Source organism: Cupriavidus basilensis, assembly GCF_000876015.1.
Lineage (GTDB): Bacteria > Pseudomonadota > Gammaproteobacteria > Burkholderiales > Burkholderiaceae > Cupriavidus > Cupriavidus basilensis_B.
In genome coordinates, this window is sequence record NZ_BBQM01000038.1 from 1 (window position 1) to 16,860 (window position 16,860).

12 protein-coding genes are annotated in these 16,860 nt (G+C 70.4%); 4 read left to right on the plus strand and 8 right to left on the minus strand.

What is annotated here, in order from left to right; translation table 11 throughout:
- Positions 1 to 100 precede the first annotated feature (100 nt).
- From KF708C_RS33615 to KF708C_RS33635, 5 genes are all read right to left on the minus strand, one after another.
- On the minus strand, positions 101 to 1,336 hold the full coding sequence (locus KF708C_RS33615) for a CaiB/BaiF CoA transferase family protein (protein WP_059416145.1): 1,236 nt from the start codon (positions 1,334 to 1,336) through the stop codon (positions 101 to 103).
- Complete coding sequence (locus tag KF708C_RS33620; RefSeq protein ID WP_059416147.1) at positions 1,333 to 2,208, minus strand: MaoC/PaaZ C-terminal domain-containing protein; 876 nt, start codon at positions 2,206 to 2,208, stop codon at positions 1,333 to 1,335. Before KF708C_RS33620 ends, KF708C_RS33615 begins: the two co-directional genes overlap by 4 nt.
- A 4-nt stretch (positions 2,209 to 2,212) precedes the next feature.
- Positions 2,213 to 3,127 (minus strand): SDR family NAD(P)-dependent oxidoreductase, encoded by a 915-nt coding sequence (locus tag KF708C_RS33625; protein WP_029044356.1) that lies wholly within the window; start codon positions 3,125 to 3,127, stop codon positions 2,213 to 2,215.
- Between the two features lie 60 nt (positions 3,128 to 3,187).
- A complete protein-coding gene (locus tag KF708C_RS33630) occupies positions 3,188 to 4,177 on the minus strand; it encodes a tripartite tricarboxylate transporter substrate binding protein (protein ID WP_020206529.1) in 990 nt (329 codons plus the stop codon).
- Positions 4,178 to 4,243: 66 nt separating this feature from the next.
- Positions 4,244 to 5,203: a Bug family tripartite tricarboxylate transporter substrate binding protein gene (locus KF708C_RS33635; RefSeq protein WP_231586662.1), complete on the minus strand. Its 960-nt coding sequence runs from the start codon at positions 5,201 to 5,203 to the stop codon at positions 4,244 to 4,246.
- Positions 5,204 to 5,402: 199 nt separating this feature from the next.
- Between KF708C_RS33635 and KF708C_RS33640 the strand changes: the two genes are divergently transcribed.
- Positions 5,403 to 6,305, plus strand: a complete 903-nt coding sequence (locus tag KF708C_RS33640) for a LysR family transcriptional regulator (RefSeq protein WP_020206531.1) — start codon at positions 5,403 to 5,405, stop codon at positions 6,303 to 6,305.
- Positions 6,306 to 6,323: 18 nt separating this feature from the next.
- On the opposite strand, the gene KF708C_RS33645 is transcribed toward KF708C_RS33640, so the two are convergent.
- Positions 6,324 to 7,652 carry a metallopeptidase TldD-related protein gene (locus KF708C_RS33645; protein WP_020206532.1) on the minus strand — a complete coding sequence of 443 codons (1,329 nt, stop codon included), beginning with the start codon at positions 7,650 to 7,652 and terminating at the stop codon, positions 6,324 to 6,326.
- A complete protein-coding gene (locus KF708C_RS33650; RefSeq protein ID WP_156174058.1) occupies positions 7,652 to 9,085 on the minus strand; it encodes a TldD/PmbA family protein in 1,434 nt (477 codons plus the stop codon). The genes KF708C_RS33645 and KF708C_RS33650 overlap by 1 nt, the downstream gene beginning before the upstream one ends.
- Positions 9,086 to 9,346: 261 nt before the next feature.
- Here KF708C_RS33650 and KF708C_RS33655 point away from each other — a divergent pair, with 261 nt between their 5' ends.
- The gene (locus KF708C_RS33655; protein ID WP_059416153.1) at positions 9,347 to 12,763 is read left to right on the plus strand and encodes an autotransporter outer membrane beta-barrel domain-containing protein; all 3,417 of its coding nucleotides are present in this window, start codon (positions 9,347 to 9,349) and stop codon (positions 12,761 to 12,763) included.
- A gap of 51 nt (positions 12,764 to 12,814) precedes the next feature.
- Here the strand turns inward: KF708C_RS33655 and KF708C_RS33660 are convergent, their stop codons facing one another.
- Entirely contained in the window at positions 12,815 to 13,813 is a 999-nt protein-coding gene (locus KF708C_RS33660; protein WP_029044358.1) for a tripartite tricarboxylate transporter substrate-binding protein, read from the minus strand.
- Between the two features lie 500 nt (positions 13,814 to 14,313).
- On the opposite strand from KF708C_RS33660, the gene KF708C_RS33665 reads away from it, so the two are divergent.
- Together KF708C_RS33665 and KF708C_RS33670 are read left to right on the plus strand one after the other, a co-directional pair.
- Positions 14,314 to 15,483: an acyl-CoA dehydrogenase family protein gene (locus KF708C_RS33665; RefSeq protein ID WP_020206536.1), complete on the plus strand. Its 1,170-nt coding sequence runs from the start codon at positions 14,314 to 14,316 to the stop codon at positions 15,481 to 15,483.
- Positions 15,484 to 15,494: 11 nt separating this feature from the next.
- On the plus strand, positions 15,495 to 16,694 hold the full coding sequence (locus KF708C_RS33670; protein ID WP_059416154.1) for a CaiB/BaiF CoA transferase family protein: 1,200 nt from the start codon (positions 15,495 to 15,497) through the stop codon (positions 16,692 to 16,694).
- Positions 16,695 to 16,860: the final 166 nt, after the last annotated feature.

The window sequence follows — 16,860 nt, forward strand, 5'->3', positions numbered from 1 at the left end:
TTTGAAGTTGACTTTGACTTTGACTTTGACGTTCAGCCGTTGACTTTGACGTTAAGCCGTTGAAGCCGTTGACTTCGAAGCACAAGACCCCCCCTCCCCCTCAAACCACCCCCTTCCCCCTCAACACCCCAATCCTCTCCACCGACATCCCCAAAACATCCCCCAGCACGCTATCCGTATGCTCCCCCAGCCGCGGCGGCGCCGCGTCATAACGCACCGGCGTAGCCGACAGCCGCAACGGACTCTTCACCGTAGGACACACACCACCATCGCTACGCACAAGATCGACCTGCAACTCACGGTGCCGCACCTGCGGGTCTTCCAGCACTTGCGCGTAATCGTTGATGGGCCCGCACGGAATCCCTTCGCGTTCCAGCGCTTCGACCCAGTGCGCGGTGGTGCGCGTGCGCATGTGCGCTTCGAGCAGCGGCACCAGCACCTCGCGGTTGACGATGCGCCCCGATCCCGTGACGAAGCGTTCGTCCTGCGCGAGGTCCGGGCGTGCCACGCCACGGCAGTAGCCTTGCCATTGGCCGTCGTTGCCGGCGGCCACGATCATGTAGCCGTCGGCGGTGGCGAACACGTGGTACGGCACCATGTTGGCGTGGGCGTTGCCGAAGCGGCCCGGCACCTTGCCGGTGACGCGCTGGGCGATGATCGGCGTGGCGCCGACCGCGACCACGGCGTCGAGCAGGGCCATGTCGATGCGCTGGCCTTCGCCGGTGCGCTCGGCGTGGCGCAGCGCGGCCAGCACGGCGACGGTGGCGTACATGCCGGTGAGCATGTCGACCACGGCCACGCCGACTTTCTGCGGGCCGCCGCCGGGCAGGTCGTCGCGCTCGCCGGTGATGCTCATCAGGCCGCCGATGCCCTGGAAGATGAAGTCGTAGCCGGGCTTGTGCGCGCTCGGGCCTTCCTGGCCGTAGCCGGTGATGGAGCAGTAGACCAGCGCGGGATTGATGGCCTTGAGGCTGTCGTAGTCGAGGCCGTAGCGCTTGAGGTCGCCGACCTTGTAGTTCTCGAGCAGGATCTGCGACCTGGCGGCGAGCTCGCGCACGATGGCCTGCCCTTCGGCGCTGGCGATGTCGAGCGTGACCGAGCGCTTGCCGCGGTTGGCGCCGGCGTAATAGGTGGCGTCGCGCGTGGGCTTGCCGTCGCCGCCGGGCAGCCACGGCGGGCCCCACGAGCGGGTGTCGTCGCCCACGCCGGGGCGTTCGATCTTGATGACCTCGGCGCCGAGGTCGGCGAGGTTCTGCGCGCACCACGGGCCGGCCAGGATGCGCGAGAGGTCGAGCACGCGCACGCCGTCGAGCGCGCTTTTGATCGGGGCGCTCATGCGCGGAACTCCGCCACGCCGTTGCTGAGCACGGTGACGTCGCGCGCCGCGATGCGCGCGTCGAACAGCACGCGCTGCGCGCCGTCGTGGCTGCCGTCGCGCCACATGCGCACTGCCAGCGTCTCGCCGGGGAAGACCGGACGCGAGAAGCGCACGTTCAGTTCGAGCAGGCGGTCGCCGTCGCCGTCGGCAAAGGTGTCCACCAGCGCGCGCGCGGCCACGCCGTAGGTGCACAGGCCGTGCAGGATGGGCTTGTCGAAGCTGGCGGCGCGGGCCACTTCGGGGTCGGCGTGCAGCGGGTTGGGATCGGCGTTGAGGCGGTACAGCAGCGCCGCCTGCGGCAGGATGGCGAGGCTGCGCACCGCGTCCGGCGCGCGCGCCGGCGCGGCCGGCAGCGCCTCGGGCGGGGCGTCGCCCTGGCCGAAGCCGCCGTCGGCGCGGCAGAACGTGGTGTGCGTGACGGTGGCCAGCTCCGCGCCGCTGGCGTCGTCGACCAGCGTGCGCTCGATGATCACCAGCGCGCCCTTGTCGGCGCCCTTGTCGATCACGTGGCTGATGCGCGCGCGTGCGCGCACGGTGCCGGCCGCGGGCAGCGGGCGGTGCAGCCGCAGGCGCTGCTCGCCGTGCACGATGCGCACCCAGTCGATGCCGCTGCGCGGGTCCTGCATCCAGAAGCCGGGATAAGCCAGCACCACGGCCTGCGTGGGGAAGGCCTTGAGCCGCGCCTCGTAGACGTAGCGCAACTGGCGCGGGTCGTCGGGCTGTTCGCCCAGGCCGAGGCCGAGCGCGTACAGGATGGAGTCCTTCTCGCCGTAGGTCTGCACGACCTCGGGGAAGTCCCAGTGCTTGATGCGTTGATAGTCGAGCGGCATGGTGTCAGATCGGGTCCCAGTTGATCACGTCGGGCGAGCGCTCGAGCTTGAAGAAGCTGCCGCGCATGGCGGGAATCGCGATCTCGCCGATCATCTCCGGGGTCCAGCCTTCGCTCATGTGCACCGAGCGCACCGGGCGCGGCTGGCTCATCAGCATGATCTCGTTGGCGCGCACGGCGAAGATCTGCGCGTTGACCTCGTGCGCGGCGTCGCTGGCGAGGAAGGTCGCCATCGGCGCCACCTTGTTGGCCTCCATCTTCTGCAGCTTGGCCACGCGCGCCTTTTCTTCCGGCGTCTCCGACGGGATCGAGCTGGTCATGCGGCTCCACGCGAACGGCGCGATGCAGTTCGAGCGCACGTTGAAGCGCGCCATGTCCAGCGCGATCGACTTCGACAGCGCGGCGATGCCGAGCTTGGCCGCCGAGTAGTTGGCCTGGCCCAGGTTGCCGATCAGCCCCGAGGTGGAGGTCATGTGCACGTAGGCGCCGCTTTCCTGGTCCTTGAAGTGGTTGGCGGCGGCGCGGCTGACGAAGAAGGTGCCGTTGAGGTGCACGTCGATCACCGAGCGCCATTCTTCCTCGTTCATCTTGAAGAACATGCGGTCGCGCAGGTTGCCGGCGTTGTTGACCACCGCGTCGATGCGGCCGAAATTGTCCAGCGCGCATTGCACGATGGCGCTGGCGCCCTGCCAGCTCGACACGCTGTCGGTATTGGCCACGGCGGTGCCACCGGCGGCGCGGATCTCGTCGACCACGCGCTGCGCGGGGCCGGCGTCGCCGCCCTCGCCGGTGAGCGACACGCCGATGTCGTTGACCACCACCTTCGCGCCCGCCTTGGCCAGCTCCAGCGCGACGCCGCGCCCGATGCCGCCGCCCGCGCCAGTCACCAGCGCCACCTTGCCTGCCATCAATCCACTCATGTCATTGCTCCTGTCTGCGTATTCACTAGTTCGTTCAAATCGGTGCGGCGGCGCCGCGGCTCATTCGAGCCGCGCGCCGGAGTCCTTGACCACCTTGCTCCAGCGCGCGATCTCGGCGTCGATGTGCGCGCCCAGCGCGGCCGGCGTGGAGCCGACCGGCTCGTAGCCGTTGGCGGCGAGATTGGCGCGCAGCTCGGGCTGCGTCAGCACCGCGGCGATGTCCTTGCTGAGCCGCTCGACGATGGCCGGCGGCGTGCCGGCCGGCGCCAGCACCGCGTACCAGCCGTTGATGTCGAAGCCGGGCACGCCGGCCTCCGCCAGCGTGGGCACCTCGGGCGCCAGCGCGGCGCGCTTGCCGCTGGTCACGGCCAGCGCGTGCAGGCGGCCGCTGCGCACGTGCGGCATGGTGGTGGAGATGCTGTCGAAGGTCAGCTGCACCTCGCCGGCCAGCATGGCGTTGACCACCTGCGAGCTGCCCTTGTACGGCACGTGCGTCATCTTGACGCCGGCCAGGCTGTCGAACAGCTCGCCGGCGAGGTGGCCGGTATTGCCGTTGCCGGCCGAGCCGAAGGTGAGCTTGCCGGGCTCGGCCCTGGCCTGGGCGATCAGCTCGGGCACCGTCCTGGCCTTGAGCGACGCGCTGCCGGCCAGGATCAGCGGCAGGTTGGCCACCAGCGAGACCGGCGCGAAATCCTTGCGCGTGTCATACGGCAGCCTGGGATAGAGGCTGGCGTTGATCGCGTGCGCGGCCAGCACCACGATCAGCGTGTAGCCGTCCGGCTTGGCGCGCGCGAGTTGCTGCGATGCAATGGTGCCGCCCGCGCCGGGCCGGTAGTCGAGCACCACCGGCTGGCCCAGCCGCTCCTGCAGCCGGGCCGCCACCGGGCGCGCCAGCAGGTCGGCGCTGCCGCCCGGCGGATACGGAATCAGCAACTGGATCGGCTTGGCCGGCCAGGTGTCGGCCAGCGCCGGCACGCCGGCGCACAGCAGGCCGGCCGCCAGCGCCGCCATCAGCCAGGTCCTGCGGGGGGATGCGCGCGATGTGTCCATGCCTTGTCTCCTTGGTGCCGTTGCGGCTTGTTGTCGTGACGCGTGACGATCGCGGCGCGCGCGCCGTCATTGCAGCGGGATGCCGGTATCCTTGACCACCTTGGCCCAGCGCACGCGCTCGGCATTGATGAAATTGCCGAAATGCTCGGGCGTGTCGCCGCCCGGCATGCCGCCGAGCTCGGCCAGCCGCGTCTTGACCTCCGGCTCGGCGAGGATGGCCGCCACCGCCTTCTGCAGCCGCGACACCAGCGCGGGCGGCGTGCCCGCCGGCGCCACCAGCCCGAACCACGCCGTCACCTGGAAATCGTCGAAGCCGGCTTCCTTCATGGTCGGCACGTCCGGCAGCTCGGGCACGCGCGTGGCGCTGGTCACGGCCAGCGGGCGCAGCTTGCCGGCCTGGATCTGCGCCATCGAACTCGGCAGGTTGTCCACCATCATGGTCACCTGCCCGGCCACCAGGTCGGCCACGGCCGGCGCGGCGCCCTTGTAGGGCACGTGGATGATGTCGATGCCGGCGCGCTTCTTGAACAGCTCGCCCGACAGGTGCACCGACTGCCCGGTGCCCGACGAAGCGAACGACAGCTTGCCCGGCTGCGCCTTGGCCAGCGCCACCAGCTCGGCCACCGATTTCGCCGGCACCTTGGGGTTGACCACCAGCACGTTGGGCACCGACACCACCAGCGTGATCGGCGCGAAGTCCTCGGCGCGGTAGGGAAGTTGCTTGTACAGGCCGTAGTTGATGGCATTGGGGCCGATATTGCCCATCATCAGCGTGTAGCCGTCGGGCGCGGCCTGGCGCAGCGCCTGCGCGCCGATGATGCCGGCGCCGCCGGCGCGGTTCTCCACCACCACCGGCTGGCCGAGCACTTCGCCCAGCCGCTTGCCGACCAGCCGCGAGGCGATGTCGGTGGTGCCGCCCGCCGCCGCGGGCACGATCAGGCGCACCGGCTTGTCGGGCCAGGCCGCCAGCGCGGCGTCCATCGGGCCTGCCGCGAGGCCGAGCGCGGCGGCCACAGCCGCCAGCATGCGAGCGCTGCTGCGCCGTTGTGTCATGTGTCTTCCTCCTGTGAGCCTGGCGGCGATGCGCCGGACTATCCGGTAACCGCCCGCGCAATGCGGGCGGTCCGGCCTTTTTGGTTCTATTGCCACGCCGAATACGATAAATTGGCGGCGGAGACATGGCTATTCACGATTCACAAAAGAGGCCTTTGGCCCAGCAAAACACATGCATTACGACCTGACCGACCTGCGCCTCTTCCTCAACGTCGGCGAAACGGAGAACCTGACCCGCGCGGCCGAGCGCAGCTTCCTGTCGCTGCCCGCCGCCAGCACGCGCATCAAGCAGCTCGAAGAGGCCTTCCAGACCCAGTTGCTGATCCGCCAGGTCAAGGGCGTGCGCCTGACGCCGGCCGGCGACGCGCTGCTCAGCCACGCGCGCGAGGTGTTCCGCGAGCTCGAATGCCTGCACGCCGACCTGCGCCCCTATGCCAAGGGCGTCAAGGGCCGCGTGCGGCTGCTGGCCAACACCACCGCCACCAACTCCTTCCTGGCCACGGCGCTGTCGCGCTTCCTCTCGGAAAACCCGGACGTGGACATCGAGCTGGAGGAGCAGCTCTCGCAGGCCATCGTGTCTTCCATCGGCGCGGGCGCGGCGGACCTCGGCATCGTGGCCGGCGAGGTAGCCACCAACGACCTCGAGGTGATGCAGTTGTGCAGCGACGAGCTGATCGTGATCGCGCCGGTCAACCACCCGCTGCCGCAGTTCACGCGCCTGCATTTCGCCGACCTGCTCGACACCTGCCGCTTCGTCGGCCTCAACCAGTTCAGCGCGATCCAGTCGTTCCTCGACCGCATCGCCAGCGGCATGGGCAAGCGCATCAGCCTGCGCATCCAGCTCGGCAGCTTCGACGCGGTGTGCCGCATGGTGGAAGCCGGCGCCGGCATCGCCATCGTGCCCAACAGCTGCGCGCGCCGCTACGCCAGCCGCAAGGTGCTGCGCTTCATTCCGCTGGAAGACGAATGGGCCAAGCGCGACCTGCGCCTGGTGCGCCGGCCCGGGCGCGAGCTGCCGCAGTTCGCGGAGACGCTGGTGCAGTACCTGAAGGATGCGGCGCGGGAGCCGGTGTGAGGCACCGGCGCGGCCGGCCTAGAGCGTGAGCTTCAGCCGTCCCGCCAGCGCGCCGGGCAGCAGGCTCGAATCGGTCTGCCGCTCGCCGTAGGTGCTGCTCGATACGCGCAACTGGCGCTCGCGCGTGAGCGCCTCCAGGTGCTCGCCGAGGAAGCTGTAGAGGCTGTCGTCGAAGCGCATGGTGCCGAGCGGTGCCTGTATGCGGCCGTCTTCCACCCAGAAGCTGGCGAAGCGGGTCATGCCGGTCATGCGCGCGGCCGGCGCGTCGGACCAGTTGAGATACCAGAGATTGCCGATGTAGAGGCCGGTGCCGAGCGCGGCCAGCACGTCGGCCTGCGCCAGCGTGCCGGCGCCGAGCGCGAGCGCGTGCGGCGCCTCGCCGCTGTCGGCGCAGTTGGTCTCGAGACCGTGTTCGCGGGCGCTGCGCGGGCAGACCAGCCGCGCGGCCGGCAGGCCGGCGCGCACCAGCGCCGCGTCGCTGCGCGGAATGCCTTCGGGGCCGAAGGCCGGCGCCAGCGCGCCGCTGGCGCGCTCGTCCATGTCGATCAGGCCGCTCAGCCTCTCGCTGCCGTCGTAGAGGCGCTGCAACGGGCTTTCCTTGTGCGCCAGCGAGCGCGCCGAAAAGCCGCCCCAGCCCAGCATGCCCACCACGTCATCGAGCGCGGCCGGCGCGAGATAGGCGCGGTACTCGCCCGGCGCGAGCGCGCGCGCCGGCTTGCCGAGGTGTTCGAGCTGCGCGCGCGCCGCGCCGAAGCGGCTGGCGAACTCGCCGTCGTCCCACTGGCTGCCGGCGTAGTCGGCCTTGACCGCCTGGCCGTTGGCGTGGAACAGGCTCCAGTCGAAATGGAAGGCCTGCGCGGCGTGCCAGCCGAAGGCGCCGAAGCTGCTGGCGAAGCCGCGGTACAGCGGCCCGGCGGCATGGATGCCGACCAGGTCGAGCCCGCGCGCGGCCTCGTCGATGCAGGCCAGCACGTGGCCGGTGTCCGGCGGCACGGTGTCGTCGGCGAAGCGGCGCTGCCAGGGCTCGCGCTCCAGCGTCAGGTAGGGATCGGGCTGCAGCTGGGCGAGCGCGCCGCGCAGCCGGCCCAGCCCTTCGGCCAGGCGCGCGCGGTCGGTGGCGGCATCGCCGCACAGGGCGATCTCGCTGGTGGCGTGGCGCTCGTCGCGGATCAGCCGCAGGCGCGCGGTGGCCTGCGTGACGCACCCGGCCTGGCGCACCCTGGCGCGGTTGAAGCGGATGAATTCCGAGGACTCCGCGCTGTACCACAGCGTGAACGCCTCGCCCGGCGCCAGCGCGGCGCGCACGTCGTCGGCCAGCGCCGCGAACGACGATTCCATATCGGCCATCACACCGCTCCCCCGAAGACTTCCACTTGCCGGAACACGCACGCCGGCGAGGCATGCCCCACGCGCACGATCTGGTTGGGCTCGCCCTTGCCGCAGTACGGCGTGCCGTGGACCTCGAAGGTGCCGGCGTCGCCGACCGCCGCGAGGCTGCGCCAGAAGTTGGCCGAGACGCCGCGGTAATTGGGATTCTTGACCACGCCCCTGAGCTCGCCGTCCTCGATCAGGCGGCCCCACTCGCAGCCGAACTGGAACTTGTTGCGCGCGTCGTCGATGGACCACGAGCGGTTGGTGGACATCAGCACGCCACGCTCGATGCCGGCCACCAGTTGCGCCAGCGTGTGGTCGCCCGGCTCCAGGTTGAGGTTGGCCATGCGGTCGATGGGCGCGCGGTTCCAGCCGCTGGCGCGGCTGTTGGCCACGCCCGGCAGGCCGCTGCGGAACTGCGAGAGCGCGCCGCCGAGCGGGCGCTGCAGGATGCCGTCGCGGATCAGGAAGGCCTTGCCGGCCGGCTGGCCGTCGTCGTCGTGGCCGTAGCTGCCGAGCTCCTGCGGAATGCCGGGATCGAAGGTGATGTTCAGCAGCGGCGAGCCGTACCGGTAATGGCCGAAGTCTTCCAGCTTGACGAAGCTGGTGCCGGCGTAGTTGCGCTCGTCGCCGAGGATGCGGTCCAGCTCCAGCGGATGGCCGACGGATTCGTGGATCTGCAGCATCATCTGGTCCGGCATCAGCAGCAGGTCGGTGATGCCGGCGGGCACGTTGGGCGCGAGCAGCAGTTGCAGGGCCTCGTCCGCCACGCGCGGCGCGGCCGCGGCGAAACCCAGCCGCGCGACCACCTCGAAGCCGCCCTGCTGGCCGCTGCCGAAGCCGCCGAAGGTGCGCGTCTGGCTGTCGCTGCCGTCGAACGCGGTCATGCTCAGGCCCGGATAGACGAAGCGCTGCGCCTGCCATTGCTCGGCGCCCGCGCTGTTGAGATAGAGCTGCTCCTGGTACTGGTGCGCCAGGTACGCGGTGTGGTTGACGATGCGCGCGTCGGCGGGCATGGCGGCGCAGACCTCGGCCAGCAGCGCGAAACGCTCGGCCAGGCCGGGAAAGGCGTCCTGCGCGCCGGGCGAGGCGTAGCGGGACTGCTCCCGCGGCGGCGGCAGCGCGCGCATGTCCACCAGGCCGTGCGCGGCGATGCGGGCGGCCAGCTCGCCGGCGGCATCGAGCGCGCGCTGCAGGCCGGCGGCGCTGATGTCGCTGGTGGCGGCATAGGCTTCCACGCCGTCGCGCCGCACCGTCAGCATCGCGCCCACGTCCTGCGTGAGCGAGGGCGGCTCGGCCACGCCGCGCCGCACCATGCAATGCTCGCCGCTGGCGCGGACCAGCCGCAGCGAATGAAACCCGGCGCGGGTGACGAGACCGGCGAAATCCTGCCTGGCGCGTTCGAACACGGGAGACTCCGGAGACGATATGAGTGTGCGCATCTTACTCCGCCGGCGCGGCCTTCCCCACCGGAACCGCCGCCCGTCCATCTGATTCGATTTATTTATTTGAATAAATTCGTATCAATACTAGATAAATTTGTTTTTAAAAAATATTTAAACCAGTTTTAAGAAAATTCACCAGCCTCATTGAGAATTCACCCCCCATCGGCGCGCAGGCGATTGATTTACGTTGGTACCGGTCAGCCACCCACGGGACCAGCAAAGACCATGAACACCGCCTATCGCATCATCTGGAGCCAAGCCGCCGGCACATGGGTGCCGGTCCCCGAACATGCCGCGTCGAAGGGCAAGCCGGCGCAGCCCGGCCGCGCGCTGCGCCGCGCGCTGGCGGGCGCCGCCGCGGCGCTGTGCGTGGGCGGCGCGCCGGCGGCGGACCTGGCCGACACACGGATCGTCGGCAATTCCAACCACACGCCCGGCCTCGAACTGGGCCCGGGCGACGCCGTGCGCCTGTACGAGCAGTCCGGCACCAACACCGGCAAGAGCGGCATCGTCACCACCGGCCACGCCAGCCCCGGCGCGCGTGTCTCGGGCGGCGCCAGCCTGGTGCTGGAGCACGCCAATGTCGCAACCGGCGGCCCCGACGCCACCGGCATCGAGGTCCTCGGCGCCGGCTCGCGGGCGAGCATGACCGGCAGCGAACTGACGACCAGCGCCGGCATCGGCGCCAGCGTCTCCGGCGGCGCCAGCCTGTCGCTGGCGCGCACCGGCTTTCGCACCGCGCTGACCGGCCTGTCGGTCGACGGCGCCGGCTCGCTGGCCACGCTCACGGACGCCAGCATCGCCACCACGCAATACGGCGCCCACGGCATCAACATCACGGGCGGCGGCAGGGCCATCCTGACCGACACCGACGTCACCACCGCCGGCCTCACCGCGCACGGCATCCGCGCCAGCGGCACCGGCTCCGAGGCCGTCGTGCGCGGCGGCGCGATCGCCACCGGCGGCATCGCCTTGTCCGCCTCCGGCGGCGGCGCCATCCACGCCACCGGCAGCACCCTCAGCAACAGTTCCCTCCTCGCCACCACCGTGCAGAGCATGGGCGCCGGGTCGAGCGTGACACTGGACGACGTGCGTATCAGCCAGAACGGCAGCGGCGCGGCGGCGGCCACGGTCGGTGCGGGCGCCAGCCTGTCCATCAAGGGCGGCTCGATCAGCGCCGGCGGCGCCAATGCCAAAGGCGTCACGGTGGCGCCCGACCCGTCCGCGCAGGCCGCGCGCCTGGAGATCGAGGGCACGCGCATCGAGGTCGCCCAGGATGCGAGCAACGGCTACGGCGTGCACGTCGGCGGCCACGCGGCGGTCAGCCTGAAGCAGGCCGATATTGTCACGCGGGGCGTCAACGGCTCCGGTCTCTGGCAGACCTCCAGCCTCGCCGACACCACCTTGACCGACACCACGGTGCACACGTTCGGTGCCGGCGCGGCCGGCGTCGTCGGCTATCGCGGCCTCATCCGCACGGACGGCGGCAGCGTCACCACCGAGGCACGGGACGCGCATGGCCTCTATGCCGCCAACGGCGCCCAGATACGCGCCAGCGGCACCGCCATCCTGGTGCGGGGACAAGACAGCTACGGCGTCTTCGCCGTCCAGGCTGCGCGCGTGGCGCTGGCCGGCGCCACGGTGCGCAGCGAACTCGGCGGCGGCCTGGTCAGCCTGGCGACCGTGGCGGGCGTGCACGGCACCATCGAGGTGGCCGGCAGCACGGTGGATGCGCCCAATGGCATCGCGCTGGCCACCGTGGGCGGCTCGGCGACGGTCGACCTGAGCCACAGTACGGTGAGCGGCGCCATGCTGATGCATGTCGGCGACGCCGTGTGGAAGGATGCCAGCGGCAACGTCGTCGAGACCATCGAGGCCGGCACCATCGACGTCAACGCACGCAACAATACCTATCTCAGCGGCGCCGGCGGGGTGCGCGTGGACAGCGGCACGCTGAACCTGAACCTGGAACGTTCTGCGCTGGCCGCCGACATCCGCGTCACCGGCACCGGCGCGGCGCCGGCCGTCGCCAATGTGAACCTCGCCGCAGGCTCATTGTTCGCCGGCGCCGCCATCGGCGCGGGGCAGGTCACGGTGGACGGCAGCAGCACATGGCGCGTGACGGGCGACTCGACCGTGGCCGGCATTGCCAGCGCCGGCACCGTCGCCTTCGATCCGGCCGGCGGCTTCAAGACGCTGACCGCCGGCAGCTATGCCGGCGGGCCGGGCGGCGGGTCGGGCGGCAACAGCGGCACGCTGGCCATGCACGCCGCGCTGGGCGGCGACGGCTCCCCCTCCGACAAGCTCGTGATCGACGGCGGCCGCGCCAGCGGCAGCACCGCCGTGCTCGTCAGCAACGCGGGCGGCCAGGGCGGGCAGACCGTCGGCGGCATCCTGCTGGTCGAGGCGGTGCGCGGCGGCACCACCGACGCCGGCGCCTTCCACCTCGCGCGCGAGGTGCGCGCCGGCGCCTACGACTACCGGCTGTTCCGCGGCGGCGCGCAGGGCGAGGCCGCGCAGGCGGAGAACTGGTACCTGCGCAGCACCTTCGAGTACGGCGGCATCGAGCACCCCGACGAATCCGGCAGCACGCCGCCCGGCCTGGTCAAGCCATCGCCGCAGGCCATCGTCGGCCCCGAGCTGTCGGTCTATGGCGCGGCCATGCCGACCGCGGCGCGCATCGGCCAGCTCACGCTGGGCACGCTGCACGAGCGCGCCGGCGAGCAGGAGAACCTGCGCGCGGACGCCGCGAACACTACGGACGCCACGGACGTCGCGGCCACCGGCAAGATCCGCAACGGCCACTGGGGCCGCCTGTTCGGCAGCGCCTACAAGGATCGCTACGGCGGCCTCGGCAACCCGGCCGCTTCGGCCACCATCGCCGGTTTCCAGGTCGGCGCCGATCTCTATCACCACCAGCGCGACGACGGCCGGCGCGACCATGCCGGCCTCTACGTCGGCGCCGCGCATGCCAGCGGCGGCGTCGACGGCACCGTCACCAATGCCGGCGCCACCGCCTACGAGCGCCAGCGCACCGGCCACCTCAAGGTCGACGGCGCCAGCGCCGGCGCGTACTGGACCCACTACGGCGCGACCGGCTGGTACGGCGACGCGGTCCTGCAGCTCACGTCCTACAGCGGCACCGCCTCCACCAGCCGCACCGCGATCGGCGTGGACGGCTACGGCGTGGCGGCCTCGCTCGAAGGCGGCTATCCGCTGCAACTGCGGCCCGGCTGGAGCCTGGAGCCGCAGGCGCAGCTTATCTACCAGCGCGTCAGGCTCAACAACACGGCGGACGCCTTCTCGACCATCGGCCTGGGCACCAGCAACAGCGTGCTCGGACGGCTCGGCGCACGGCTGCAGTTCACCCGCAGGCAAGGCGACAAGCTGCTGCAGCCATACGTGCGCGCGAACCTGTGGTCAACGCTGTCGGGCGCGAACAGCACCGTGGACTACGGCGGCGTGGACCGCATCCAGACCCGCGCGGGCGGTCACTGGGGCCAGCTTGGCCTGGGCATCACCGCCAGGATCAGCAGGCAGGCCAGCGTGTTCGGCAACGTCGACGGGATGTTCCCGCTGGAAGGCGGGGAGAAGAGCCACGCCGGCGTGCAGGGCGTGGTCGGTTTCCGCATGAACTGGTGACGGCGGCGCTGGCGGCGGCACCGCGCCGCCGCCAGCCCGCTCCGTGCTGGCTCAGTCCGCCTGCACGCCGGCCGCCTTGATGATGGGCGACCACTTCTCGATTTCCGACTGCAGCCACGTGCGCAGGCCCTCCGGGGTCTGCTTGTCCTCGGGCACGATCTCCGCGCCCAGCTCGGCCAGGCGGGCGGCCACGGCCGGGTCCTTGAGGCCGGCGCGCATCGCCGCGTTGAGCCGGTCGATCACCGCCGGCGGAGTGCCGCGCGGGGCGTAGACGCCGTGCCACACCTTCACCTCGAAGCCCTTGAGCCCGCCCTCGGACAGCGTGGGCGTGTTGGGCAGCGCCTTGATGCGCTGGGTGGTGGTCACGCCGTAGAGCTTGACCTTGTCGGCCTTGATATGGGGCAGCGTCTGCGTGGTCTGGTCGCACAGGATGTCGACCTGCCCGCCCAGCAGCGCCGTCAGCGCGGGCGCCGTGCCCTGGTACGGGATCGCGGTCAGGTCCACGCCGATGGCCTTCTGGAACAGCATGCCGCACAGTTGCGACACCGCGCCGAGGCCCGCGTTGGCCAGGTTGAGCTTGCCCTGGTTCTGGCGGATGTAGGCCACCAGCTCCGGCAGGGTCCTGGGCGGCAGGTCGTGGCGGCCCAGCAGGGTCATCGGCACGTCCGCCACCTGGCCGACGAAGCTGAAGTCCGTCAGCGGCTTGTACGGCAGCTTGCTGTACAGCGCCGGCGCGGTGGCCATGCCGTTGTGGTGGATCAGGATGGTGTAGCCGTCCGGCGCGGCCTTGGCCACGTAGGCGGCGGAAACGGTACCGCCGGCGCCGAGCCGGTTCTCGATCACCACGCTCTGGCCGAGGTTCTTCGACATCGCCGCGGCCAGCGTGCGCGCCACCACGTCGGTCGGGCCGCCCGCGGCGAACGGCACCACCATCGTGATCGGCCTGGACGGATAGGCGTCGGCCGCGCGCGCCGCGCACGGCAGCGCCAGCGCCGCCGCCAGCCCGAGCGCGGCCAGCGCCATCGCGCGCCGGGGCGCCGGTCCCGCCATGCCGCCCCCGCTCTTGCCTTTGCCCTCGTCCCTGTCCTCGCTCCCGCCATTGCCGCCGGTCCGCCATTCCTGCCGTTGTGCCTTGCTGTGTGCCATTGCCTGTGTCTCCTATGGTTGATATGTCCGGCCGGCCTGGTACGGGGCGGCGATGCGGCCGGCCTTGCCTGCGTCGGCCCGGGACCGGGCGCGCGGCTTTCTGGTTGTGGCGCCAAGCGTGGCGGCAAAGCGCCACAGCGGCAATACGGATTTCCCGAAGGGTGAGCAAGGCGCGCTGGAAGGAGCGGGGGCGAGGGGTGGGGGTAAAGCGACGGGCGCGCGGCAGGCGGGGCCCCCGGACGCCCCGGCGAAGGTGGTGCCGGCGCCGCCCCGGCGGCGCGGGAAGGCGCCCCGCGCCGCCGCTTCCGGGGGCGCTAAGCCGCTCTTTCGCAAATCCGAATTACGGCGGGAAGGGGCCTCGGGAATAATGGCCGCAAGCTAAATCCGATAACGGGGCATTTTTCATGTTCGCAGAGCAGACGCACGACCAGCCGTATCCCGACATCCGCGAAGCCGTGCGTGCGCTATGCACGGGCTTCGACTCCGCCTACTGGCAGCGCGTGGAAGAGCAGAACGCCTTCCCCGAGGAGTTCGTGCAGGCATTGACCAAGGCCGGCTGGCTGTCGGCGCTGATCCCCGAGGAATACGGCGGCTCCGGCCTGCCGCTGACCGCGGCCTCCGTCATCATGGAGGAAATCAACCGCACCGGCGGCAACTCCGGCGCCTGCCACGGCCAGATGTACGTGATGGGCTGCCTGCTGCGCCACGGCTCGGCCGAGCAGAAGCAGCGCTGGCTGCCCGGCATCGCCTCGGGCGAGCTGCGCATGCAGTCGATGGCCGTGACCGAGCCGACCACCGGCACCGACACCACCAAGCTCAAGACCACGGCCGAGAAAAAGGGCGACCGCTACGTCATCAACGGCCAGAAGGTGTGGATCTCGCGCGTGCAGCACTCCGACCTGATGCTGCTGCTGGCGCGCACCACGCCGCTGGACCAGGTCAAGCGCAAGTCCGAGGGCCTGTCGGTATTCGTGGTGGACCTGCGCGAGGCCATCGGCAAGGGCCTGACCGTGCGCCCGATCCGCAATATGGTCAACCACGAGACCAACGAGCTGTTCTTCGACAACCTGGAAGTGCCGGCCGAGAACCTGATCGGCGAGGAAGGCAAGGGCCTCAAGTACATCCTCGACGGCCTCAACGCCGAGCGCATCCTGATCGCCGCCGAATGCATCGGCGACGGCTACTGGTTCATCGAGCGCGCCAGCAACTACGCGCGCGACCGCATCGTGTTCGACCGCCCGATCGGCCAGAACCAGGGCGTGCAGTTCCCGATCGCGCGCGCCTACGTCAACGTGGAGGCCGCCAGCCTGATGCGCTACAAGGCCGCCGCGCTGTTCGACGCCGGCAAGGCCTGCGGCAAGGAAGCCAACATCTCCAAGCTGCTGGCCGCCGACGCTTCGTGGGAAGCGGCCAACGTCTGCCTGCAGACGCACGGCGGCTTCGGCTTCGCCGCCGAGTACGACATCGAGCGCAAGTTCCGCGAGACGCGCCTGTACCAGGTGGCGCCGATCTCCACCAACCTGATCCTGTCCTACGTGGCCGAGCACGTGCTCGAGCTGCCGCGTTCGTTCTGAGGATCGCGCCCATGTTCGCTTCGCACCAGGGCATCCGCCCGCTCGACGGCATCCGCGTGGTCTCGCTCGAGCACGCCGTGGCCGCGCCGTTCGCCACGCGCCAGCTCGCCGACCTCGGCGCGCGCGTGATCAAGGTGGAGCGCCCCGGCGTGGGCGACTTCGCGCGCGGCTACGACGAGACCGTCAACGGCCAGGCCTCGCACTTCGTCTGGCTCAACCGCGGCAAGGAAAGCCTCACGCTCGACCTCAAGCACGACGAAGCGCAGGCCGTGCTGCATCGCCTGCTGGCCGACGCCGACGTGCTGGTGCAGAACCTCGCCCCCGGCGCCGCCGCGCGCATGGGGCTGGACTTCGACACCCTGCACCCGCGCTACGGCAAGCTCATCGTCTGCGACATCTCCGGCTACGGCGACGCCGGCCCCTACCGCGACAAGAAAGCCTACGACCTGCTGATCCAGGCCGCCGCCGGCCTGATCGGCATCACCGGCGGCGCCGACGAGCCGTCGCGCGCCGGCGTCTCCATCGCCGACATCGCCGCCGGCATGTACGCCTACACCGGCATCCTGTCCGCGCTACTGCAGCGCGGACGCACCGGCACCGGCCTGCGCGTGGAAGTGACCATGCTGGAAGCGCTCACCGAGTGGATGAACTACGCGCTGTACTTCGGCCACTATGGCGGCAAGGCGCCGGCACGCTTCGGCGCCTCGCACCCGGCCATCGCGCCCTACGGCGTGCACCGCACCGGCGACGGCGGCAGCGTCATCTTCGGCCTGCAGAACGAGCGCGAATGGCAGGCCTTCTGCGAGAAGGTGCTGGACCAGCCCGGCCTGCTCGAGGACGAACGCTTCACCTCCAACTCCGGCCGCGTGAAAAACCGCGCCGAACTCACCGCGCTGATCGAAACCCGCTTCGCGGCGATGACCGTGGCCGAGGTCGAAGCGCTGCTCGACGCGGCGCAGATCGCCAACGCGCCGATGAACGACATCGAAGCCGTCTGGAACCATCCGCAGCTTGCCGCGCGCGGGCGGTGGCGGGAAGTGAACAGTCCGGGCGGCGTGATCGGGGCGCTGCTGCCGCCGGCCAATCTCTCCGGCGTCGAGCCGGTGATGGGGGATATACCGGCGCTGGGCGCGCATAGTGCGGCTATTCTTGCTGAATTGGGGTATTCGGAGGGGAGGATTGGGGAGTTGAAGGAAAGGAAGGTGGTTTAGTTTTTTTGGGTTTTGGAGGTGCGCTTGTGGCTGTGGGTCTGGCGGCTTGGGTTTTGTGGGTGGGTTATTTGCACTGTTTGGCTTCAAGGTTGGCTTCGGCTTCGAAGTTAATGGCTTTAGAGGCTTTAACTTCAAAGTCAACTTCAAAGTCAAAGTCAAAGTCAAA